The sequence below is a fragment of the Anaerobacillus sp. MEB173 genome, from assembly GCF_052119505.1.
Taxonomy (GTDB): domain Bacteria; phylum Bacillota; class Bacilli; order Bacillales; family JBJMAU01; genus JBJMAU01.
Map to the genome: position 1 here is coordinate 119,047 of NZ_JBJMAU010000004.1, position 23,548 is coordinate 142,594.

Annotated in this window: 25 protein-coding genes, 1 tRNA gene and 2 other RNA genes; 16 read left to right on the forward strand and 12 right to left on the reverse strand. The window is 37.6% G+C overall.

The annotated features are described in order from the left end of the window. Positions 1-2: 2 nt before the first annotated feature. The gene (locus ACJ2A9_RS10405; protein ID WP_441421584.1) at positions 3-776 is read right to left on the reverse strand and encodes a metallophosphoesterase; all 774 of its coding nucleotides are present in this window, start codon (positions 774-776) and stop codon (positions 3-5) included. A 12-nt stretch (positions 777-788) separates the two neighbouring features. Continuing rightward, entirely contained in the window at positions 789-1,205 is a 417-nt protein-coding gene (locus tag ACJ2A9_RS10410) for a hypothetical protein (RefSeq protein ID WP_441421585.1), read from the reverse strand. 191 nt (positions 1,206-1,396) lie between these two features. On the opposite strand from ACJ2A9_RS10410, the gene ACJ2A9_RS10415 reads away from it, so the two are divergent. Further along, complete coding sequence (locus ACJ2A9_RS10415; protein ID WP_441421586.1) at positions 1,397-1,537, forward strand: hypothetical protein; 141 nt, start codon at positions 1,397-1,399, stop codon at positions 1,535-1,537. A gap of 133 nt (positions 1,538-1,670) precedes the next feature. On the opposite strand, the gene ACJ2A9_RS10420 is transcribed toward ACJ2A9_RS10415, so the two are convergent. Next, positions 1,671-2,897: an S-layer homology domain-containing protein gene (locus tag ACJ2A9_RS10420; protein ID WP_441421587.1), complete on the reverse strand. Its 1,227-nt coding sequence runs from the start codon at positions 2,895-2,897 to the stop codon at positions 1,671-1,673. Positions 2,898-3,172: 275 nt separating this feature from the next. Between ACJ2A9_RS10420 and ACJ2A9_RS10425 the strand changes: the two genes are divergently transcribed. Continuing rightward, positions 3,173-4,411 carry an MFS transporter gene (locus ACJ2A9_RS10425; RefSeq protein ID WP_441421588.1) on the forward strand — a complete coding sequence of 413 codons (1,239 nt, stop codon included), beginning with the start codon at positions 3,173-3,175 and terminating at the stop codon, positions 4,409-4,411. A 124-nt stretch (positions 4,412-4,535) separates the two neighbouring features. Here ACJ2A9_RS10425 and ACJ2A9_RS10430 read toward each other — a convergent pair whose 3' ends face one another. From ACJ2A9_RS10430 to ACJ2A9_RS10445, 4 genes are all read right to left on the reverse strand, one after another. Then, the gene (locus tag ACJ2A9_RS10430; protein ID WP_441421589.1) at positions 4,536-4,832 is read right to left on the reverse strand and encodes a ferredoxin family protein; all 297 of its coding nucleotides are present in this window, start codon (positions 4,830-4,832) and stop codon (positions 4,536-4,538) included. A gap of 106 nt (positions 4,833-4,938) precedes the next feature. After that, positions 4,939-6,234: an FAD-dependent oxidoreductase gene (locus ACJ2A9_RS10435; protein ID WP_441421590.1), complete on the reverse strand. Its 1,296-nt coding sequence runs from the start codon at positions 6,232-6,234 to the stop codon at positions 4,939-4,941. A 104-nt stretch (positions 6,235-6,338) separates the two neighbouring features. Next, positions 6,339-7,337, reverse strand: coding sequence for an electron transfer flavoprotein subunit alpha/FixB family protein (locus ACJ2A9_RS10440; protein ID WP_441421591.1), 999 nt, complete (start codon positions 7,335-7,337; stop codon positions 6,339-6,341). Further along, a complete protein-coding gene (locus tag ACJ2A9_RS10445) occupies positions 7,334-8,164 on the reverse strand; it encodes an electron transfer flavoprotein subunit beta/FixA family protein (RefSeq protein WP_441421592.1) in 831 nt (276 codons plus the stop codon). Before ACJ2A9_RS10445 ends, ACJ2A9_RS10440 begins: the two co-directional genes overlap by 4 nt. Before the next feature lie 371 nt (positions 8,165-8,535). Here ACJ2A9_RS10445 and ACJ2A9_RS10450 point away from each other — a divergent pair, with 371 nt between their 5' ends. From ACJ2A9_RS10450 to ACJ2A9_RS10470, 5 genes are all read left to right on the forward strand, one after another. Then, positions 8,536-9,105, forward strand: coding sequence for a transposase (locus tag ACJ2A9_RS10450; RefSeq protein ID WP_441421593.1), 570 nt, complete (start codon positions 8,536-8,538; stop codon positions 9,103-9,105). Between the two features lie 40 nt (positions 9,106-9,145). Continuing rightward, a complete protein-coding gene (locus ACJ2A9_RS10455; protein WP_441421594.1) occupies positions 9,146-10,669 on the forward strand; it encodes a YifB family Mg chelatase-like AAA ATPase in 1,524 nt (507 codons plus the stop codon). 93 nt (positions 10,670-10,762) lie between these two features. Further along, entirely contained in the window at positions 10,763-11,839 is a 1,077-nt protein-coding gene (gene dprA, locus ACJ2A9_RS10460) for a DNA-processing protein DprA (RefSeq protein WP_441421595.1), read from the forward strand. A 92-nt stretch (positions 11,840-11,931) separates the two neighbouring features. Beyond that, positions 11,932-12,666, forward strand: coding sequence for a sulfite exporter TauE/SafE family protein (locus ACJ2A9_RS10465; RefSeq protein WP_441421596.1), 735 nt, complete (start codon positions 11,932-11,934; stop codon positions 12,664-12,666). 144 nt (positions 12,667-12,810) lie between these two features. Continuing rightward, positions 12,811-12,963: a hypothetical protein gene (locus ACJ2A9_RS10470; RefSeq protein ID WP_441421597.1), complete on the forward strand. Its 153-nt coding sequence runs from the start codon at positions 12,811-12,813 to the stop codon at positions 12,961-12,963. A 46-nt stretch (positions 12,964-13,009) separates the two neighbouring features. Here the strand turns inward: ACJ2A9_RS10470 and ACJ2A9_RS10475 are convergent, their stop codons facing one another. Next, a complete protein-coding gene (locus ACJ2A9_RS10475) occupies positions 13,010-14,017 on the reverse strand; it encodes a quinone oxidoreductase family protein (protein ID WP_441421598.1) in 1,008 nt (335 codons plus the stop codon). 300 nt (positions 14,018-14,317) lie between these two features. Here ACJ2A9_RS10475 and ACJ2A9_RS10480 point away from each other — a divergent pair, with 300 nt between their 5' ends. Both ACJ2A9_RS10480 and ACJ2A9_RS10485 read left to right on the forward strand, forming a co-directional pair. Next, entirely contained in the window at positions 14,318-14,596 is a 279-nt protein-coding gene (locus tag ACJ2A9_RS10480; protein ID WP_441421599.1) for a hypothetical protein, read from the forward strand. Between the two features lie 197 nt (positions 14,597-14,793). Continuing rightward, positions 14,794-15,396, forward strand: coding sequence for a hypothetical protein (locus ACJ2A9_RS10485; RefSeq protein WP_441421600.1), 603 nt, complete (start codon positions 14,794-14,796; stop codon positions 15,394-15,396). Positions 15,397-15,451: 55 nt separating this feature from the next. Here the strand turns inward: ACJ2A9_RS10485 and ACJ2A9_RS10490 are convergent, their stop codons facing one another. The 3 genes from ACJ2A9_RS10490 to ACJ2A9_RS10500 form a co-directional block, all read right to left on the reverse strand. Beyond that, on the reverse strand, positions 15,452-16,237 hold the full coding sequence (locus tag ACJ2A9_RS10490) for an enoyl-CoA hydratase/isomerase family protein (protein WP_441421601.1): 786 nt from the start codon (positions 16,235-16,237) through the stop codon (positions 15,452-15,454). Positions 16,238-16,436: 199 nt separating this feature from the next. Next, positions 16,437-17,150 (reverse strand): MgtC/SapB family protein, encoded by a 714-nt coding sequence (locus ACJ2A9_RS10495; protein ID WP_441421602.1) that lies wholly within the window; start codon positions 17,148-17,150, stop codon positions 16,437-16,439. A 114-nt stretch (positions 17,151-17,264) separates the two neighbouring features. Continuing rightward, positions 17,265-18,239, reverse strand: a complete 975-nt coding sequence (locus ACJ2A9_RS10500) for an NAD(P)H-dependent flavin oxidoreductase (protein ID WP_441421603.1) — start codon at positions 18,237-18,239, stop codon at positions 17,265-17,267. 205 nt (positions 18,240-18,444) lie between these two features. On the opposite strand from ACJ2A9_RS10500, the gene ACJ2A9_RS10505 reads away from it, so the two are divergent. The 4 genes from ACJ2A9_RS10505 to ACJ2A9_RS10520 all read left to right on the forward strand — a co-directional run bounded on the left by ACJ2A9_RS10505 (position 18,445) and on the right by ACJ2A9_RS10520 (position 19,691). Continuing rightward, the gene (locus ACJ2A9_RS10505) at positions 18,445-18,777 is read left to right on the forward strand and encodes a DUF3817 domain-containing protein (RefSeq protein ID WP_441421604.1); all 333 of its coding nucleotides are present in this window, start codon (positions 18,445-18,447) and stop codon (positions 18,775-18,777) included. Between the two features lie 135 nt (positions 18,778-18,912). After that, positions 18,913-19,103: non-coding RNA, 6S RNA (gene ssrS, locus ACJ2A9_RS10510), on the forward strand. A 14-nt stretch (positions 19,104-19,117) separates the two neighbouring features. Further along, an RNA gene (gene ffs / locus ACJ2A9_RS10515) (signal recognition particle sRNA large type) lies at positions 19,118-19,382 on the forward strand. A 235-nt stretch (positions 19,383-19,617) separates the two neighbouring features. Next, positions 19,618-19,691: transfer RNA gene (locus tag ACJ2A9_RS10520), tRNA-Met, on the forward strand. A gap of 98 nt (positions 19,692-19,789) precedes the next feature. Here the strand turns inward: ACJ2A9_RS10520 and ACJ2A9_RS10525 are convergent. Next, positions 19,790-20,350 (reverse strand): HPP family protein, encoded by a 561-nt coding sequence (locus tag ACJ2A9_RS10525; protein ID WP_441421605.1) that lies wholly within the window; start codon positions 20,348-20,350, stop codon positions 19,790-19,792. Positions 20,351-20,596: 246 nt separating this feature from the next. Here ACJ2A9_RS10525 and ACJ2A9_RS10530 point away from each other — a divergent pair, with 246 nt between their 5' ends. From ACJ2A9_RS10530 to ACJ2A9_RS10540, 3 genes are all read left to right on the forward strand, one after another. Further along, positions 20,597-21,157: an FAD-dependent oxidoreductase gene (locus ACJ2A9_RS10530; protein ID WP_441421606.1), complete on the forward strand. Its 561-nt coding sequence runs from the start codon at positions 20,597-20,599 to the stop codon at positions 21,155-21,157. Between the two features lie 129 nt (positions 21,158-21,286). Further along, entirely contained in the window at positions 21,287-22,327 is a 1,041-nt protein-coding gene (locus ACJ2A9_RS10535; RefSeq protein ID WP_441421607.1) for an NADH:flavin oxidoreductase/NADH oxidase, read from the forward strand. Between the two features lie 281 nt (positions 22,328-22,608). Next, positions 22,609-23,511, forward strand: a complete 903-nt coding sequence (locus tag ACJ2A9_RS10540) for a DMT family transporter (RefSeq protein ID WP_441421608.1) — start codon at positions 22,609-22,611, stop codon at positions 23,509-23,511. The last annotated feature ends 37 nt before the right edge of the window (positions 23,512-23,548 follow it).

Genomic DNA, 23,548 nt, shown 5'->3' on the forward strand with positions numbered 1-23,548 from the left:
CTTCACCTAGGTCCATTTGTCTTTAATGTAAATAGATGAGTTTCTGCTCTTGCACTTAAGCGCAACGGGACGCTCGTTGTACCATAGCCATTACTGACAACGAGAATTCGGTCACCGATTTTTTTTATGCCGCCTTTTTCTCGTATTCCATATCCAAAGAAGCGAATTTGACCACCGTGGGTATGACCACTCAAGATTAATGAAATCCCATCATCCTCTGATAGCTTCTCGGTAATTTTGGGATCATGACTAACAAGAACTCGAAATCCTTCTTCACTATCCTTTAAGGCCAAATCAAGCCGATCACGATGATGACTAACATCATCAACACCGAGCAATACAAGTCTTGCTCCATCCTGTTCAAAATATACGGCTGTATTATCAAGAATTTTAACCCTTTGCTCTAGAAACAATGCATCAAGCTTACGAAAATCAGCTTCATAATCATTGTTCCCCCATACAAAATAAGTGGGGCCAATTTGTTTTATTCTCTTTATATTCTCTTCTACTCTTTCGAACGGAACTTTTTTTTCTGTTAAATCTCCACCTATAATGGCAATATCAGCCTTACCTTTGGCCTTCTCGATAATCTCTGTGCTAACCACTCGCTTATGAATGTCAGAAATAAAAAAAAGCTTTGTCCCGTCAAATTGACTAGGTAAGCCATCCAAATAAAGTTCTGTTTCTACGAGTAGATTTTTGTTGGCTTCCTTCCACATATATAGTAATAATCCACCTGAAGCGAATACTACAAAAAGTAGTAATAAATATAGCACTACACTGTCCCCCTATAGTTCATCAAAGTACGATTGTTCTTCTTGTTTATCTTTTATATCCATTATACTATAGTACATTGCCATAATTAATGAAGCAAGCGTAACCCAAACATGAATAAATAATAATAAGCACAGACACAGAATGATACTAAGCATGACTATTTTCTCTGACCGATGCAAGTAAATCTGTCGAAGTCGTATATGCTTCCCAGTAGTTATAATGACCTTTTCTAGGAACTCTTTAATCAAGGAGGCAAACGCTAGAAATCCACAAATGAAGCATACAACTGCTCCCAACAAATTAAACGGATTGAATATAAGTGCGGATAAATAATTCGATAAACTAAATGAATCAACAGTGGGAAAAAGAACAGTGGATAAATAAGTACAAAAAACCCAGCCAAGCAATAAAAAGAATTTCCTTCTCATTGTATCAATCCTTGTTTTGATTTTAATAAAAACCATCCATAACTTTACCTTATTCTATAAAAACAAGCTCATGACAACATTATTCATAACATGAAAAAAAGTGATAGCATTTTTTCCAAAAATCGGTTGGTCTAATCCATTTTCAATCGTGTAAAGCTAATGAAGAACATATTAATAGGAGGTTTGAAAACATGAACGAAACATATTCAATTGAAGATTTAAAAAATTATGAGGAAGTTATGAGAGATATTACTGCTTTAGAACAAAAAATCGAAAAAGAAACTGGAAAGCATGTTGCATTAATTGCTTATACTGACAAAGCTCAACAGTAATCCATTTAAAATGGGCTATCTCAAAATTAACATCCACCTCGAACCAAAAATAGAGAAATAGATCTGTATTTTGTAAACGTTCAAGGAGAGGTGTCGCTTAAGAGAGAGCCCTTTTTTTAATGTTAATTCGTGTTTATTTGATACCAAAATGCTCTGGTAAAAGCGCTCGACTTAAAAATACAGCCAATTCATCCCGTTGGGTCGGTTGGCTGGGGGCGAAAAGTTCAATGGAACGATATCCATTTGTAATTCCGTTAGCCCGAAGCGCTTGGATTGCCTCAAAAGCCCAGTGCTCGGTGGAAACGTCGGTAAATTCGTTCGTTGTTTCACCTTTGAGTCGAAATGACCGTGTCAGAAGGGCTGCCATTTCTGCACGAGTTAATGTTTGATTAGGCTTAAACGTTTGATCGTTAAATCCAATAAATAAACCTGCTTCTACACTTGCCTGAATTGCTTCATATGCCCAAAAATCCTGATTCACATCCGAAAAAGCCAATCGACCAGGCTCAGTTGGGTAAAGGTAAAAGACTCTTGCTAAAATCGCTGCAGCTTCTGCACGTGTAACATATTGTTTAGGCATAAACTTTCCATCAGGATAACCAGATAGAAATTCATTAAGACTCAAGTAAAAAATTTCTTCACCAGCCCAATAATCATTTGGGATGTCCGTGTAGGTTTGTTGGAGGTAGTCGTTCCACTCTTGATTAGGATTTGATTGATTCAATAAAACAACATGCTTCATATCAGCAGCATTTGTTATAGCTTCAGGAATAGAAGTTTCCACTTTTGGATAAGTAAGGACCATCGGAACAGGTGTATAAGGTGCGGGAGACTTTAATGAATAAGAAATAATCATATGTCCTTGAATGAAATTCGTTTCAATTATAGAAATTTCATATCCCCCAGATGGCTTTTCACCCCATGATAATTCAATTTTTTGATCATTGACTGATACTAACACTTCATCGTGGATTGAATTACGATCAATGGATTCTTCATTGACAATGATTACTCTATCAATTGTTCTAGTATCTTCAGGTAATAACGAACGTGCCTCTGGGTATGTAATCACAGTTGGGTACATTTTATCTGGATCAGGAGTTTGTAACGAATAGGTCACTAATAAACTGTTATTTTCATAGAAAACATTTGTAATCATAATAGAATAACCAGCAGTTGACTTTTCACCCCAAAATAGGGCAATTTCCCTATCATCAATTTGGTACGACACGCCATCTGCATTTTGATTCAAATCATTTGATTCCGCCAAAGAAGCCTGACACAAAAACAATGAAAAAAACAAGAAAACCGTTGTGACCATAGCCGTTTTAATAAGTTTACGAGGTTGCCTTATATCCATTCCCTGTCCTCCTTTAAAAATTGAAAAAAAATATTTACTCCTGACTTGTCCACATTATAACAGGGAAAAAAAGTAAAAAGAGATTTTCACGAAAAGTTACCGAATAATGACATGTTTCTCAAAGCCCGCCAACATAGAAAGACAAAAAACTATTTCTTACTGCATTGCACTCTCCTGATTTTTTGATTATATATAACCATCATGAAACACATGACTTAACAGTTCCTCCCTTTTGTTGTAAAATTGTAACAATTAGAAAAAGGAGACGAACGCCAATGCAAGCCCAACAAAAAGAACGAATTGTTGAAATACCGCAAGAAAAGACAATGTACCGTATACTACTGATTATTGGCTTTGTCCACCTGCTCAATGACTCAATCCAAGCAGTTGTACCAGCCATGTTTCCAGTTCTTGAACAATCAATGGGATTAACCTTTACACAATTGGGTCTCATTGCTTTTGCTTTAAATGCAACATCCTCATTAATTCAACCCGTTATTGGATTATATACCGATAAAAAACCATCTCCATATGCATTGCCTATAGGTTTATGCTTTACTTTTTTTGGAGTACTCGGATTAGCCTTTGCACCTTCATTTTGGTTTGTCATCCTTTCGGTTACCTTTATTGGATTGGGATCGGCAACCTTTCATCCTGAAGGTTCCCGTGTTGCTTACATGGCCGCTGGCAAGCGTCGGGGTTTCGCACAATCAATCTACCAAGTGGGAGGAAATGCAGGGCAAGCACTGGCACCATTAATTACCGCCCTTATTTTAGTACCTTTTGGACAGTTTGGTGCAATTTGGTTTACAATCGTTGCTGCACTTGCTGTTGGTTTGCTCGTCTACATTGCAAGATGGTATTCTGAACAGGTTAAGCTGAAGCCATTACAACCAAAGAAAAAAATAGCAGCTTCAACAAATAACAAGCTTAAACATCGAAATGTCATTTTGTTTGCAATTAGTCTATTAATCTTTCTCGTGTTTGCTAGATCTTGGTTTCATGCTGGAATCACCAATTTCTATGCTTTCTATTTAATAGAGCAATTTGGATTAAGTATTTCACAAGCACAAGTATATATTTTTATTTTTCTGGCTGCCGGGGCATTAGGTACCTTTGCTGGTGGTCCACTCGCTGACCGATTTGGAAAACGTAACATGATTATGCTTTCCATGCTGGGATCTGCACCACTCGCTCTTATTTTGCCACATGTTGGACCACTGCTTACTTATCCATTGCTCGCGATTATTGGATTTATTATTTTATCTAGCTTTTCAGTATCAGTTGTTTATGCACAAGAACTTGTACCAGGAAAAATCGGAATGGTCTCTGGATTAATTGTTGGTCTTGCTTTTGGTATGGGTGCCATTGGTTCTGTTGCCCTCGGATGGTTTGCTGATTTATTTGGTCTTACGAATACGATGTTATTCGCGGTCTCGCTCCCGTTAATTGGTATCTTGACGATGTTTTTACCTTCTGATCAAAAGTTAAAAGAATTAAATGAGCAGTCTTAAACAAGAACAGGATCCATCCTCTATTTCGAGGACGGGTCCTATTCCTATTCATGGTTGAGTATTGAAGTAGAACTTAAAAAGAAATGATGCCCCCTATATTGTAAATGACTTGCTATTTGAAACGTTATCCTAAACGAAACACGATGCCGTGACCACCCTTTGGATACTCCCATTTAATATTTTGATGAGGACAGCCAATACGGCAGCTCCCGCACTCATGGCATCCTTCATAGCCAACGTGCATCCGGATATCTTCCCATTTATATACTTCTGCAGGACAAAATACTGTACAGATTTTATCAGGACAACTCGTTAAACAGATTTCGTTGTCAAGCACATGAAGATGCGACTTAGTATCGGCATTAAATCGGACAAGGTACTGCTTTTCTTCAATCGTCTGACCCTTCTTCTGCTCACTCATTACATAACCTCCTCATAGCGGTGTCCATAGCGGTGTCTGTCACTGTTCATGGACAAAAACCTCCTTTGTCCACGAGTGGTGTCTGTCACCAATTACTTGTCACCAATTACTTCATTACTTTCCATGCTCGGAGTACATCGCGGGCAATTTTCAGTTTGTCTCCAGCAGAGCCCATCTCTTTTATTATCTTCTTTTGTTTATCTCGTTTCGGTGTACCGTCAACCGTAAACATTTGACTTGCTGCCTTATTCATCATCGGAATATATTTTTCAAAATACTGCGGGAACTTGTCAAAGTGATGGGTTGCATCTTTGTATTTCTTTAAATCTTGGCCGACAAAGCTGTTCATTAATTTCACACGGTACGTATCTAACATATTTTCCGAGAAATCATTGGCCTCTTTGGCAAGCAGTACTGTTTCAGCAGCAAACCTCCCTGACGTCATTGCCATATTTGACCCTTCCCGATGAATCGCATTAACGAGTTGAGCAGCATCACCAATGACAATAACCCCATGCCCACAAACTTTTGGCATTGAATAATATCCGCCCTCCGGTATTAAATGAGCAAGGTATTCTTGTGGTTCGCTCCCCTGAATATAAGGGCGAATCATCGGGTGGTTCTTTACATATTCAAGCAATTCATAAGGTTTTATTTTGTGCTTTATTAATCCTGATAGCAGCGTACCAACTCCTAGATTCAAACTGTCTTTGTTCGTATATAGAAAACCTGTCCCAAGTATCCCTTTTGTTGCATCCCCAAATAATTCAATCGTACATCCTTGGTCTTTCTCTAAATTAAAACGATCTTCAATAATTTTGCGATCGAGCTTTAGTACCTCCATTGTGGCAAGCGCTACTTCATCTGGCTTAAATTCTTTATGAAACCCTAGTGATTTTGCTAGAAGAGAGTTAACACCATCCGCAAGAACAACAACATCAGCATACAAATCGCCATCAGGACGGTCTGTGCGTACACCAATGACGCGACCATCTTCAACGATGCACTCCAGAACAACGGTTTCACAAACAAGTAATGCCCCTTGCTCAACAGCTTTTTGGGCAAACCACTGGTCAAATTTCGCTCGCAAAACGGTAAAATTGTTATACGGTTCTTCAGCCCATTCCAATCCTTTATAGCCGAATGTAATTGCAGATTGTTCATCTAACATCATAAATCGCTGCTCAACAATTGGGCGCTCAAGCGGTGCTTCTTTATAAAATTCGGGGATAATGTCCTCCATCATTTGCCGATAAAGTACACCACCCATGACGTTTTTCGAACCTGGGTATTCACCACGTTCAATTAGTAAAACATTTGCCCCTGCTTTTGCTAGCTCATAAGCACAAGCTGTTCCCGCAGGACCAGCACCTACAACGATACAATCAAATTTTTCCGACATTTGTTTCCCCCCTCTTTTTTTGATGTCTTTTTTAAGTGCCTGTCACCATTCATGTGTCACCATTCATGGACAGATTGTCTATTATTGTCCACTTGCGGTGTCTGTCACCGGTTTTGAAATTGCTCGATTAATAAAGGGACGATTTCATGGGCATCACCAACAATTCCGTAATGACTTGATTGAAAGATCGGTGCATCTGGGTCTTTATTAATTGCAATAATTAAACCTGAATTTTGCATTCCTACAATATGTTGAATCGCACCTGAGATACCAATCGCAAAATAGATCTTAGGGGTAACAGTAACCCCTGTTTGACCAACCTGGTGGTGATGGTCAATCCACCCCGCTTCGACGACATCGCGGCTCGCTCCTACAGCAGCACCTAGGACATCCGCAAGCCTGCGAATAAGGTCAAATCCTTGCTCACTTCCCATGCCCTTACCACCGGCAACGATAATATCCGCCTCATCGATAGATGCTTTTTTCGTCGTTGCTTTGACAATTTCTAACACTTTTGTGCGAATGTCTTCCTCTCTTAACGAAATAGTCTCATTGATCAATTCACCACTTCGGCTCGGATCAGGTTCAAGTGCCTTCATGACTTTTGGTCGCACCGTTGCCATTTGAGGCCGATATTTTTTACATAAAATTGTTGCCATAATATTCCCGCCAAAGGCAGGCCGACTTGCTAATAGGAGACCAGTATCTTCTTCGATATCCAAAATCGTCGTATCCGCCGTTAATCCCGTTGGTAAATCTGTTGCTACCGCACTGGCTAAATCTTTTCCCATTGCCGTTGCACCATACAAGATTACTTCGGGCTTATATTTCTCACTGCAATGAAGCAGTGCTTTCATATATGTCTCAGTACGATAATGTTTGAAAATCGATTGATCATAGACATACAATTTGTCTGCTCCATATTCAAACACTTTACTTGCTAATTCGGTCACATTTTCACCAATTAAGACACCAGCAAGCCCAACTCTACGTTTATCTGCAAGCGCTCTGCCCGCTCCAAGCAGCTCTAGTGAAACCGGGGCTATTTTACCTTCTTTTTCTTCGATAAAAACCCAAATATCACGATACTCTTCAAAGTTCACAGTGCTCCCTCCTCACGTCGAAACAGTTCTTTCTTTTCCATCAAAATGCCTAACAGGTGTTCAACTTGCTCTTTTGATGATCCAGTAAGCATTTTTCCACCTTTTGGTTTCTCTGGTGCCCATACTTTCGAAACGATTGTTGGAGATCCTTTTAAGCCAAGCTGTTTACGATCCACTCCATCAAGATCGTCTACCGCCCAAATGGTTGGTTGATACCTGGCTGCTTTTAACATATTTGGCATCGGAGAATACGGAATCTCATTGATTTCTTTTTCAACAGAAAGGAGACATGGTAACGTTGATTGAATCACTTCATGACCATCCTCAACCTTACGATGGACAATCATCTTCCCTTGTTCCTTATTCACCTCAACCACTTTTTTGACTGAGGTAAGCGGCGGAATATCAAGTCGACGAGCAATGCCGGGACCCACTTGACCAGTATCACCGTCGATCGTCATCTTCCCGCAAATGACCAGATCGACCGGATCAATATTTCCGATTTTTTCCAATGCTTTATAAAGGGCATAACTTGTCGCAAGCGTATCTGCCCCTGCAAAAGCACGGTCTGAGATCATATAGCCCTCATCTGCACCAATTTCAATACATTTTTTAATTGCTTTTACTGCTGGCGGAGGACCCATCGTTAATACCGAAACCTTACCACCATATTTTTTTTTCAATCGAACAGCTTCTTCTACAGCATGTGCATCATACGGGTTTAAAATGGCTGGTGCACTTGCCCGATCCATCGTGTTTGTCTTTGGATTCATCTTGATGACCTTCGTATCAGGTACCTGTTTAATACAAGCAACAATATGAAGCATGGTCATTCCTCCTCTATAAAATCAATCTTTCTTTGTTTTTTACGTGATGACCGGCTATAAAGCCATTTCTATATGTATATAAGGGTTAGGACGAAAACATGTGAAGAATCACACGATTTCCAACTTGTTTATCACTCTGGGGCTACTATCTTTAACTCCTTACCACTATGAAAACATTTCAAAAATAGTAAACTACTATATAAATAGATCCGAGACATTCCATTTATGACAACCTTTTCGTAGTGCCAGTCACCGCAAAAAGACATTTTGTCATAATGTCCACTAATGGTGTCTGTCACCAATCAAAAAAAAGCTTTACTTAAATCAGTATTTGTAGTAATATTGTGAAAATTGCAAAAAGGAGTGATGTTATGCCGAGAAAAAACCGATACTGGTTTCCAGGAGCGATGTACCATATTACAAAACGCGGAAATAGAAAAAGTCCCCTCTTCTTTGACGATGGTGACCGGAACAAATATTTTGAAATCCTTGAAGAAACACGAACCCTTTATCCATTCCTCCTTCACTCCTACTGCTTAATGACCAATCATATTCACCTCCAACTCGAAACCATTGATGATGAAATTAGCATCATAATGAAAAAAGTCAACACTACCTATGCCAAATACTTTAATAAAAAGTACGACTATGTTGGGCATGTCTTTCAAGGTCGTTATAACGCCGAACTGATTGACTCAAAGCTATATGAAATCGACGTAAGTAAGTATATACACCTTAACCCCTGTGTAGCAAAAATGGTAATAAAACCTGAAGACTACCGTTGGAGCAGCTACAAAGCATACATTTTCCACGAACAAAACCCCCACGTTCACACCAAAAGAATTCTTTCCTATTTTCCAGAACCGCATCTTTACTACTATAAATTTTTTGTTGAGTCAGAAGTATACTATTCCTTTAGTCAAATTCAAATCGAACGTTAGCTATTCTATATAATAAATATTACTTAAGGAGGTAGATTTATTGGCTGCTACTATTTTTAGCTTTGCTATTAAAGGTGTTGACGGTTATCCGATAGAAGTTGAAGCTGATACAGTACGTGGAATAAAATCAATATCAATCGTTGGCTTAGGAGATACAGCAGTTAAAGAAGCAAAAGAACGGTTAGAATCAGCGATCATTTCTAGTGGTTTTCAATATCCAGAGCAGAAGATGATTATCAATTTAGCCCCCTCTCATATGAAAAAAAGCGGGTCACATTTTGACGTCCCAATGGCAATTGCACTCCTAAAACAAACGAAACAAATCAATATCAGCCTAGATTCATTTGCAGTAATTGGCGAACTTTCTCTTAACAGTGTTTTACGACCTTGTTCCGGAGTGCTGCCGATGACAATCGAAGCAAAAAAACAACAGTTTAAACACATGATAGTGCCTCTTGAAAATGTACAGGAAGCCTCATTAGTGAAAGAAATACAGGTTATCGGCTGCCATAATCTTCATGATGTCATCCAAACATTAGCTGGAAATCCTCCCTCTCACCCTTATCCATTGAAATCTACCCCTCCCTTTGAACCCATTGACAAAAATATAGATTTTTCCGACGTAAGAGGACAACAAACATTAATTGAATATATGACTGTTGCGGCTGCAGGGGGACACAATTTCCTCATGATCGGTCCACCTGGTTGTGGGAAATCGATGATTGCTCAACGAGTTCCCTCAATTCTTCCGCCATTGCACGAAGAAGAATCTCTTGAAGTTACAAAAATCTATAGTGTTGCCAAAAAACTGAATCATCGGAAACTAATCCGGCAGCGCCCTTTTCGTGCCCCTCACCACAATGCGTCAACAAATTCTTTAATTGGTGGTGGTACATTGTCAATGCCAGGAGAAATTTCTCTTGCTCATAATGGTGTCCTTTTTCTTGATGAAATTGCAGAGTTTCCTAAGAAAACGCTTGATGCACTTCGTCAACCGATGGAGGACCGGCAAGTAACAATCAGTCGAGTACAAAGTTCAAATACTTACCCCGCAAATTTCATGCTTATAGCCGCCATGAACCCGTGCCCATGTGGCTACTTCGGATTAGAAAAATGTCGTTGCAGTGATTACGAGGTCCTTAAATATCGTAATCGACTATCCGGACCTATTTTGGATCGAATTGACATTCAAAAATATGTTAACTCGATTAACATTTTTGAATGCAATGAATCTAGTTCATCATCAAAGCAAATTCGCGAAAAGGTTTTACTAGCAAGAGAGTTTCAGCAATTTCGCTATAAAGGATTACCAATTCGATGTAATGCAGAATTAAATGCTTCATTACTCCAGCAATTTTGCCAATTGAATGAGGAGTGCGAGACTTTAATGAAGAAGGCATATAACTATTACAATTACAGCGGACGAACCTTACATAAATTTTTAAAAGTTTCAAGAACCTTTGCAGATTTAGATCAATCAGAAGAGATTCGAAAAAAAGATATTTTGGCATCGCTCATGTCTCGTGATCTTGATCGCGAACGAAAAAATATGGCTATATTTTAATGTTCAAACTACGATTTCTATAAAAGATTCTTATATATCTCGTACATTTAAAACAACTCAAAATCACCAATTTTCTATGAAAGGAAGAGTAATTTGCTCAAATACTGGATATGGTTAAGTGAAATCCCTGGTGTCGGACCTGTTTTACAAAAAAGACTGCTACAAACGTTCCTAACACCAAAAAGGATATACGAAGCTGAAAAAAGTGACCTAATGGCTATCGATGGAATTGCTGCAACTACAGCAAATAAAATAAAAAAACAACCGCTCGATCGCGCTTATCAAATTATTGAAAATTTAGAACGTACCAAGATCGGTACTCTAACATTCGAAAACAAAAACTACCCTGCCAAGGTAAAGGAATGCAAGTGTTCACCAATTTTACTCTATTATCGAGGGGCAGAACTAGTAGAAAGAGGTGTTTCAATCATCGGTTCAAGAAGATGTACGAGTGAGGCAAAGCGCGCTACAGTAGAAATAAGTACTGCTCTCGCTAAGGGCGGATTTCCAATTATTAGTGGATTGGCCAAGGGGATCGATAGCTATGCCCATCGTTCCTGTTTAAATGCAAAAGGATATACAATAGCCATCCTCGCTCATGGTCTTGACCTTTGCTATCCTAGAGAGCATCAATCGTTGTTTGAAATGATTATCGAGCAAGGAACGGTCATTTCCCGATATCCACCAGGAACACGACCGCACCCGAAATACTTTGTTGAACGTAACGCTTTAATTAGTGCTTTTTCAACAAAGATAATTATCATTCAAGCTAGTGAAAATAGCGGAGCATTAACTACTGCTTCTTTCGCCAAAGAACAAGGACGTGATGTTTTTATCGTGCCGCATTCAATCTATATCCCTGAAGCCAGAGGATCCAACGCCCTCCTAACAGAAGGTGCAACTCCCATACTTAACACTTCCTCTCTAGGGCTGACAAAAGAGCTCCCCAACAAATCCTCGCATCGTTCCCCTTCGAACGCACATCTTTCAACCTTGACAACCATTCAAAAGAAAATCTTATTAAACATACCTGATGAGCCAATCTCGATTCAACTTCTCTCTCATAAACTAAAACTCTCCGAAAAAGATTTGATAGAACAATTGTCCATACTAGAATTAGAAAGTGTAGTTATGATTCAAGGAACAATGGTTAGGTGTCTGTCACCATAGAAAGACACTTCCCTTCCTTTTGTCCACGGGAGGTGTCTGTCACCAGAATATGATAGAATAGTAAATCATACATCTACGAAGGGGTTACAACTATGTTTTGGGAATTAATCTTTATTTTTCTTATTATTTTAATTGGGAGCTTCATCCAAAGTTCTAGCGGCTTTGGAATGGGGCTTTTTGCTATGGGGTTATTGCCGCTTATTTTACCGCTGAAAGATAGTTCATTACTTGTTATCTCAATGATTACACTTGTATCATTAAGCGTTGTCATTCGTTTGTATAAATATATTGAACTAAAAGGGTTTATCGTAATCTTAATTGCCGCATTAAGTGGAAGAGTCCTCTCTTTCCTTTTTCTAACTAGTTTTGATGAGATTGACGTTCTCAAAAAATGGTTAGGATTCTTATTAATCTCGATGGTCTTCTATCTACTATTTAATAAGAAAAGACAAGCCACTTACTCGATCATATATCCGATTGTCCCGATTATTTTGGGCTTTATCGGTGGTTTTATAGGTGGTGTATTTGCTGTTGGCGGTCCTTTTTTTGTGTTTTATTTTATGATGCTATATAAAGAAAAACATAGCTACAACGCAAATTTGCAAACAACATTTTTTATAAGTAATCTCTTAACAATTGTCTTGCACTTAGCTCATGGTGATCTCAATTCTAACTTTCTCCTCTACTTTATTATCGGGGTTCTGAGTGTACTCATTGGGACGAAAATAGGCTTGCATTTTTTCGAAAAAATCTCGAGGGAACAAATTCAAAAATACGCCATGGTCATTATTTTCCTTGCAGCGTGTAATCTCATTTTCCTAAGTTAACCTCTTTCTATAAAACCTGCTATCACTTCCGATTACTCTTTACAAAACATTAAAACAATAACAACAGAAAATTTATATTGAGACTCTATAATTAATAATGAGAGGTTAATATTTTTATGCAGGAAAAATGAAGGAGGATTTATTTTGGAAGCAGGAAGAAAGGTATTATACAAACAGAAAATTTATGAGCTGTATTACCTTTATAACAGTGGTTATTGTGAAATAAAAAGAGACTTGTACACTGTTGAATTAGTTCACCAATCTGAAATACAATTTATCAATGAAAAAGGAGAGTAGCTTCATATACAAACTACTCTCTTTTCTAAGGTTAACTATTTCTCTATCATTTATCTATTTTCAAAGTAACTTTACCGAAGTTTTGCCCTTTTTCAATGTAAAGCTGTGCTTCTGCTGCAGCTTCTAGTGGGTAACATTTATCAATATACGGGGCAATTTGATGTTCGTTAAAAAACTGAAGCATCTCTTGGAAATCTTGCGGACTTCCCATTGTCGACCCTTTAATATCTAAATGCTTAAAGAAAATACGAGGCAGAACGAGCTCTTTAATCGGTCCACTTGTCGCACCAAAGTTTACGATTCTTCCTGCAGGGTTGGCTAGATTTAGCATATGATTAAAGCTCTCACCGCCAACACCATCAATAATCACATCGGCACCACCTATTAACTTTTTCATTTCTTTTACCCAATTTTCAGACCGGTAATTCACCCCACCAGCTGCACCGAGTTCTTTTGCTTTAGCTATTTTTTCGTCACTGCTGGAAGTAACGTACACCTTCGCACCTTTCGCTACAGCCATTTGTAAAGCAAATAGTGCTACACCACTACCGATTCCAGGAATGAGAACGGTTTCACCTTCTTGTAAATTTCCTCTTGTCATTAAGGCACGGTAAGCTGTTACACCTGCTAAAGGAAGGGCTGCTGCTTGCTCCCATGATAAATATTCTGGCTTTGGAAATACGTTTTCCGCAGGAACTGTTACATATTCTGCATATGTACCATCGGTTGGCATTCCTAAAATATGAAAATTCGGACCATTGTAAGCTGGATGGTCTCCCCAGTTTAATCCTGGATTAATAACTACTGCATTTCCAACTTCATGCTCTGTCACTTGTTCTCCAACTGCCACGATCTCACCAGCACCATCTGCACCAAGAATTGAAGGAAGTTTCATTCCCGGATACATCCCATATGTTATCCATAAGTCTCTTCTATTTAATGACGCATACTTAAGACGAACTAGTACTTCGCCTTGCTTTGGAGATGGAATTGCTACTTCCTCATATTTCAGTTGATTTGGCCCACCTATTTCTCTTAATACGATCGCTTTCATCGAACTCCTCCTCTTAATATAAAAGTAGTAACATTATGCAAAACAATTGACCGAGCGGTCGATCAGGTTACCGCCAGGAAATATCTTAATTTTCACTATATTATAAAACTACTATTTTTTCAATCGGTGTCTTTCACACAAGAAAGACAAACTTCCTTTTTGTCCACAAGCGGTGTCTGTCACCAATCACTGTGGCACCAATCACGTTTGAACAAACTATGAATAGAATGAAGTACACCGATAATTTTTGGATGCCGAATACTCGTTTGATAATTGTAAAAATGAAAGGAGTTGATTCCTATGGCCAAATATAAGCGGAAACCCGTCGTTATTGAGGCGGTCAAAATTACACGCCCTATCACTATTGAAACGGCTGACGGTACAAAAAAAGGGCAACCTGGTGATTATTTAATCACCGATCAAAACGGTGAACAATACCCCTGCCCTGCAATTACTTTTTTAGAAACATACGAACCTGTGAAGGAACGTATTGATATTTCAAAGCTTAAACGATTGTGCGGGAAAGTATTTTATGCAGTAAAAAGAAAATCGATTGATCTTTTACAGCAAAAGTCGTAACTCGATGAATTAGAGAAATTAAGAGGTTTGCCCAAATCACTTAAAAACAAAAAAATTCACAAAAACTACATAGGTTATAACGAAAAATAGGCAGGTTATATTTTACATTTTCATTGACAACAAACCTATTATTTTGTATAAAATAACTAAAAGGTCAAAATTGATCAAACTTGTTTTATAACAGGAGGGATTCAACGATGTTTCCGTTCTTTTTTAACAAAAATTTTCTTAATTCAATGATGAACAATTATCAAACATTTGAGATGAAGGCACCAAATGGTTCTGTTTATCGTTTTTCTTCTAATTCAATCGATCAAGAAACCTTTAATAATTATGCCAAACAGCTAGAAAATGCGACGAAAAACAATGATCAAGAAGCATTCGATCAAATATGGCAACAGTTAAAAGCCAACAGTGGAGTTTCAAACTTGGATAAAGAGTTTCAAAGAATCCATGAAGAAATGAATTCATTCTTTGAACAAATGAATCCGTTTTTAAATCACAAACAGCCCTTACATTTCCATCATCCAAAACTGTTAACAAGTGAGACAATTGATGAAAAGATTAAATACCATCAAGAAGAAATTAAACGATTACAAAGCATGAGAACAAATAACAGTGAAAAACAACGAAATTTATTAGAAGGAAAAATTTCTAAATTAAGAGTCAGAATGGATGAAAAGTTAAAAGAGCTTTCTGAAAACCTGCATGACCCCGCCAAAAAACAACAAATTAATGATGAGCTAACTTTGATTCACAGAGAAATTAAACAGTTAGAAAATGAAATATCCAGTTTGTAAACAACAAAAGCCAAATCCAAATAAGTTTGAGAATAGGATTTGGCTTTTTTGACTCTTATTTTAGAAAATTTGCTTGACGCTTCTCTAGAAATGCCGATATTCCTTCTTTTCCTTCAGGGCTGGTCGCTCTCTCAGCTAGATAGTCTGTTTCCATTGCCATTTGGGATTCAAGAGATTCCTGTAAAGAATGTGAGAAAAGTTTTTTCGTCGCACCAAAAGCGTTCATAGGCCCTTGAGCTAGTGATTCACATACTTCAGTAGCTACAGCTGCTAATTGCTCATCCTCAATCACTTGGTTAACGATTCCCCATTCTTTAGCCTCATTTGCGTCTAATAGCTTATTTGTATACATTAATTCCAACGCACGTCTTATCCCGACCAATCGTGGTAAAAAGTAACTTCCTGAACCATCTGGTGTTAAACCAATTTTATTATATGCCATCACAAACTTTGCTTGATCTGAAGCATAGACAAGATCACAAGCACAAGCAAGACTCATTCCAGCACCGGCAGCTACTCCATTGACGACCCCAATAACCGGCTTATTCATTCTAGCAAAATATGAAATCGCCTGATGCAAATATGAAGTAACCGCTTTCAAATGAGAGCCTATTTCTTCTCCTTCACTTGCAAAGCTTTTTAAGTCACCGCCAACCGAAAATTTATTGCTTGCTCCAGTTATCATAACTGCACGAATGTTATCATTCTCTGAACAATGAATGGCTACATCCATTAACTCTTTTGCCATTTGTAAATCAAGAGCATTCCCAGCTTCAGGACGGTTGAGTGTAATGATTCCGACATAATTTTTTACTTCCAAAAGTACATGATTATTTTCCATATGTATCCCTCCAATATATCTAAATATAATTTTATTTTAACAAAATTTGTAGATAAAAGTAGGAATATTTAAAAAAAATCGATATTAAAAACAAATAAATAGCTAAAGTACATGGATTACATGTACCTGTAACCATCCTAATAAACAGAGTGAGGGTACCCACTGGCTGCCCTCACTCTCTATTTGTGTTTTAGTGTATTTATAAAGATTCAATATCCACACTGACTATATGTTCTATTTGCTTTAATTGAAAATAGATATCGGTTGTATAGCTTTTTTCATGCACTAAGATGATCAAGTCTAATTGCTTATATTCTTGATCTTTTAAATCCCTGACTCTCACTTTTCTTGCAATCATTTTATTCTTTTTCATCTCTTTTAAAATCTCTGTAAGTTTCTCCTCATTATCAACAATTATTCTAGCTTTTAACTCCTTTTCTTTTAACGGCTTTACCCCAATTAATTTTAATAAAATCGGTAACAGCTCAACCCCAACCATCATTAAGATTAAAGCAACTGCTGCCTCAACAAAGAATCCTGCACCAATCGCAATACCAAAACCAACAGAAGCCCACAAAATGGCAGCTGTTGTAATTCCTGAAACGACATCGTTATTACGAACTAAAATAACACCTGCACCTATAAAGCCAATCCCTGATATCAATTGTGCAGCAAGCCGTAATGGATCCATCATTGTACTATCTGTCATTTCTGAATAGATTTGGGCTGAATATATACTTACAATGGTAACAATACAGCTCGTAATACAAAGGACAATCGTTGTTTTTAGCGATGCATTTTTTCGCTTTAGAGATCGTTCTAATCCAATTATTGCTCCAAATACAAAAGCTATAATTAATTTTAAATAAATATCCTGATAGTTTATATTAGCATTACTAATCAAAATGTCCATAGAATCCACTCCTTGGTGTCACCTTCTAAAGACAAATATACCACAATTGTCCATGGGTTATGTTGTCTGAAAATCATGTTTATAACTTCTTCATCATTTCTTCCTAATATAAAATTAAAAAGGATGTCTTTTTTTCATCTTCAATAATTCCTGCTCATATTGTTCTGTTAATTCGTTGATCACTTGTGCTATTGGAGCAATTGTTTTAATTGAACTAATCCCTTGTCCAGCAGACCAAATATCTTTCCAAGCTTTTATCTTTGGATTTGTCATAGAAGAAAAATCAATCAATTCTTTTTTTTGTAAATGATTTGGGTTAAGTCCATTTTTCTCAATACTGGGAATTAAATAATTTGCCTTTATTCCACTAAAAGCATCTGTATAAACAATATCTTCAATTGTTGAATCAACAATCATTTGTTGGTATGCCTTATTTGCAAACGCCTCTGTAGTCGGTATAAAACGAGTCCCCATGTATGCTAGGTCTGCACCTAATACCTCAGCAGCTAGAATATCCCTGCCAGTCGAAATACTTCCGGCCAGAATAAGTAATCCATCCCAAAATTCTCTCACTGCATGAATGAAAGCCATTGGATTATACGTTCCTGCATGCCCTCCTGCTCCACTACATACTAGAATGAGTCCATCTACCCCAGATTGAGCAGCTTTTTTTGCATGTTTTAATGTACTGACATCTGCAAGCACTAAGCCACCATACTCATGAACAATACTAACCACCGAACTTGGATTACCAAGTGAAGTAATTACTATAGGTGGTCTATAATTTCTAATCATCTTCATATCAGAATCAAATCTTTTGTTCGTATGATGGACGATAAGATTTACAGCCCATGGTGCAATTTTTTTTGATTGATTCTCATTTTTAGCTAAAGCAACTTCACGAGAAATTTGTTTCATCCATTCTTCCAACACAGTTGACGAACGAGCATTTAGTAACGGAAATGAACCTATAACACCGGCTTTACATGCTTCAATAACTAATTGCGGGCTTGAAACGAGAAACATTGGAGCACAAATAATTGGTAATTTCAAATGCTTTAGTAATTTACTAGCTGCTGTTTGGTCCATTATGCTCACCCTTTCTTAGGCTTGTTCAATGATAATGACTGACACTTTATCCTTCATTACTCAAGTTTCTATATGTTTATGAAGTGTTCCTGCAATATCCTCCCACACTTTAAAATAATAGGTTATTTAACACCATATCAATAGTGTTAACCTGTTTCATTATGGTATAATACGCTAAACAACCCATCACAAAGGAGGATGTTTTATGTTTCAATCACCAATAGGGCTATTTAGAATTACCGGTTTCATTGAAGGACTTTCCTTGCTAATTCTTCTATTTATTGCGATGCCACTAAAGTACCTTGCCGGATTTTCATTCGCTGTTACAATTGTTGGCTCACTTCACGGTCTATTCTTTGTTCTTTATATGCTTGTTGTTGCCTATACTACATACAAAATCAGATGGTCATTCAAATGGTTAGCTGCATCGACCGTAGCAGCGTTTATACCTTTTGGAAATATCATATTGGATATGCGATTACAAAAAACAAAATATTGGTCGCCTGTGATTAATAAAGAAAAAGTCGGCCTAAACTAAAAAGAAAAGAGAGTTTGCCGTAACTCTCTTTCCTCATGTAAATGAACCTCCACCAACAATTACCACATCGCAGAACTTGAATTCTGTTCTACTTTGCGGTAAGATAAATCTTGTCATTAACAAACAAGACAACAACATATCCTACGATGTTCGTAAGCTCATTTTGTTTTGAACCGTACTGTTTTATAGGGATTCTTATATTTGTTGATTGATGCCATGCCTAACCTTTTTAAGCTTAGGATCGCAGGAACATTAACATGCGGAAACCCACCTGCGAGTGAGCGGGTTCTCAAAACAGCTTGAGCAACGGCATTAGTGGGAAACAATTTACAAATACATACCGTGCTAGATGGGGAGCTGGCGGTGCCCTGTTACCCGCAATCCGCCTTAGCGGGATCGAATTCCTGGCAGCGGTGCGATTCATGTAAGGCCTGCCTTGTGCAAGTAGTGTTGACAATTGGGGCCTGCGCAATAGAAACCTATGAACTTGGTCAGATCTGGAAAGAAGCAGCCATAAGTAGATCATTCTATGTGCCGCAGGGGAACCTGATCGAACTAACTACACAAGTAACGTTTATGTGTTCGTAACAATGTTAGGTGCACGGTGTTTAAAAAAAAGAAAACTGGTTATACTATCTTTTGTAAGCAGATAACAACATATCGGCGCGGGGTGGAGCACGCTGATTATCACCTATGTATATTCTTCAGCGCTTCGACGCAACATGCAACAGAGTGATACTAGAAGAGGAAGAAGCTAACAAAACCTCTCGAAGTACCTGTAAAGGAAGAAACAGTGTAACTGACTTCGAAGCATGACATCATCCAATACTTTCATATCGGCGCGGGGTGGAGCAGTTCGGTAGCTCGTCGGGCTCATAACCCGAAGGTCGTAGGTTCAAATCCTGCCCCCGCAATACCAAAAAGGTAATTTGCTTTCGAAGCAAATTACCTTTTTTCTGTTCATAATCTTTATGATCCAACTGCTCTATTCATCTTCATCTTATGTTCACACCTATAACCATTGTTTCGGATACTGCCGCTCCTTAAATAAATTATTATAGAACAATGAAATTGCTACTAATAATAATGCACAAAGGACAATAATTAGTAAGAACCCCCACCCTGCTTCCGTATTAATTGCAACAATCGCACTTGCTGCCGCTGGGGGATGCATCATCTTAGAAATAGCCATTAACAAGAGAACAAAAGCTAGTGTAACACCTATAGTAAGATGACTTCTTCCAAAAATATCAAGGATTACTAAAGCTGCAGTTGTTGAAAGAAGATGTCCCCCTACAAGATGACGAGGTTGGGAAAATGGACTCTCATGAGCAGCAAATACTAATAAACAGCTCGCACCTAATGGTCCTAGAACCATTGGAAACCCAAATGGAACCGCTAAGGCACTTATTATACTTATCGCTATCAGCCCACCTACTGCTGCAATAATATTGTCCGATAATTCGATCGTAGAATCAGGCTTCGTATCACCTTTAAATTTAGTAAAGTAAGATTTTAATGATATATGTAATTGATGTTCCTCTTCCTTTGTTATTTCTTTTTCAATATTCATTTTGACTTCCCCTTAAAATAAATATTTTTAATTTTATGCAAATATTAGATAAGATTTATTCTAAACGAAATCAACAAATTTTTAAATGATTTTGTGAAAGTTTTGTTAATTTTTTTTACAAATATCTTGACTGTGTTGTATTATTTGACTATTTAAACTTCATTCATTAAACTAGCATATGAAGAGGTATGCATAGCAACCATTTCCGTTAAAACTTTTCTTTAAATATAATTAGGAGGTATTTACATGTACGACATTATCATTATTGGTGCAGGTCCTGCTGGCGCCAGTGCAGCACTATTCGCTGCAAAAGCCGGTAAAAAAACACTTCTTATTGATAGCGACAAGAGCATTACAAAAAAAGCCTGGGTTGAAAACCACTACGGTGTTAAAGAAATAACAGGTCCAGACCTTTTTGAATTAGGAAAAGAACAAGCAGCAAAGTTTGGTACAGAAATTGTTCAAGCTGAAGTAACAAGGGTTGTCAAAGAAGGCAAAACCTTTACTGTTCAAACTGAAAATAATTCTTTTGAAGGATTGCACGTTATACTTGCAACAGGATTAGCTGTAGACCTTGCTGAAAAAATTGGTCTGACTACAAAACCTGGTACTGAGCCACGTATTAAAACAGTCCTAGATGCAGATGCAGATGGGAAAACAAATATTGAAGGTATTTGGGCAGCTGGAACAGTTGCTGGTGTCAGTGTTCATACAATTATTACTGCTGGGCATGGAGCCCATGTAGCCATCAACATCATTAGTGAACTAAACGGTGAGCGATACGTCGATCATGATCTCTTAAAATAAAAAGCGCAAAGGTGCTGAATTATTCAGTACCTTTTTTTGTTCGATGTTATAAGCAAGACGATTCCATTGCGCAAATTCAAGTAATTGATTATGATTAAGTAAGGAAAAATTAGGAAGGAGTACATATTAATGGCTAATTTATTTTCACCGATTACGATTAAAAATTTAGAATTAAAAAATAGAATTGTTCTGCCTCCGATGTGTCAATACTCTGTTCAAAAAAAAGATGGTATCCCTAATGATTGGCACTTTGTTCACTATACTTCAAGAGCGGTTGGCGGAGCCGGATTAATCATTGTGGAAATGACTGATGTAGAACCAGACGGAAGAATCTCTGACTTTGATCTTGGTTTATGGTCTGATGATCATATACCTGCCTTTGCTCGCATTGTAGATTCATGTCATAACTATGGAGCCAAAACAGGGATCCAAATTGCTCATGCCGGTCGCAAAGCTCAGGACGCTAAAGTTCCTGTATCATCAACGACTACACCATTTGATGATACTTTTAATCAACCAAAAGCATTAACAACTGATGAAATAAAAAACATGGTTGAAAAATTTAGAAAAGCAGCAAAAAGAGCAATGAAAGCTGGTTTTGATACGATTGAACTCCATGGTGCACACGGCTATCTCATTCATCAATTTCATTCTCCTTTCATTAATCAACGTTCTGATGAGTACGGAAAAGACCTATCAAAATTTGGAGTCGAAGTCATTCAAGCAATCAAAAGTGAAATGCCAGCTGAGATGCCATTAATAATGCGAGTTTCGGCAAAAGAATATGTAAGAGACGGCTATGATGTTGACCATATGATTACTATTTGTAAAGAATACAAAAAAGCAGGCGTGGACGTTTTTCACGTAAGTTCCGGTGGGGAAGCCCCCCTTTCAGCTGCTGGTAATATGGGGCCACATGGTCGCCCTAGTACACATGCAGGGTACCAAGTACCATTTGCCAGAAAGTTTAAAGAGACTTTTGATATCCCTATCATTGCAGTTGGAAAATTAGATAACCCTTATCTTGCAAATTCAGTGATTGGCAATGGGGATGCTGACATGGTTGCTGTTGGACGTGGCATGCTTCGTGACCCTCAGTGGGCACTGAACGCATCTGTTGTTTTAGGAAAAAAAATAGAGCTACCTAAACAATATATTCGCGGCTACTAAACCTACTAAACAATTATTGATAAAAGTTATATTTCATACACTATTGTTAGATTTATCTGAAATAAGTACACTGAAAGAAATGAATCAAGCCACTCATAAAGGCTTCTGTACTATTCAATAGTCAGAGGCCTTTATCAATTTCCAATAAATACAACTAAACTATTGCTTGAATCCAGAACTCATTTATCTTTAAAATAAAACGATAGATTTTTATAATTGTCTACGGTAATTAAAATACCTTTCCCGAAAATGTAGACATTATATAAGAAAGGGGGAAAGAGATGATTTGGTTAACGATTTTGCTTTGTTTAATTTGGGGATTTAATTGGGTTATAATGAAATCTGCACTCGATTATTTTCCTCCTGTTATGTTTTCTGCCATTCGATTTTTCTTTGGGGCATTCATTTTATTTATTATTTGCTTCTATAAAAAAATCCCCCTCCCCAAAAAAGAGGACTGGAAGTGGTATGCCATTTGTGGCTTGCTGCAAACAACCTATGTATTTACACTAAATCAACAAGCACTCCAATATATTGACGCGGGAATTACTAGTTTACTATCATTTACGATGCCAATATGGTTTGCAGTATTTGCGCATTTTTTTATTAATGAACGGTTAACAGCTATTAAGATTGTTGCACTTTTCATTAGTATTATTGGGCTCTTTTTTGTACTGGAAATTAATCCATTACAATTAGAACTGCAGGGTATTGCGCTCGTAGCCCAATTATTCGTATTATCAGGTGCTGTAGCTTGGGCTATTTCAAATATTATTGTTAAAAAAGTACTTCATAGCCACAACAAATGGCAATTTACAACATATCAGATGGTCATCGGTGCATGTGGGCTACTTTTCTATTCCTTACTCTTCGAGCAAGGACAAACAATTTCGTGGAGCGTTAATGCAATGATCTTCATCGTTTTTTCAGGTGGTATCGCCTCAGCCTTGGCCTTTATCATTTGGTTTTATCTTTTAGGTCGCGGTGAAGGTGGTAAAGCATCAATTTCATTGCTGCTTGTTCCTGTGGTAGGGGTTCTTTCAGGGTGGATTTTCTTAGGTGAAACACTTCACTTTAGTTCGATCTTTGGTATTCTTCTAATTCTTTCTGGAATTGGACTTGTTAACATCAATGCAGAACACAAACTCCTTTCAACGTTTAAAAAAAATAAAAAAGCAGCTTAAATAATGCTAACCTAAAAGAAATCCACTGCACTTTTTT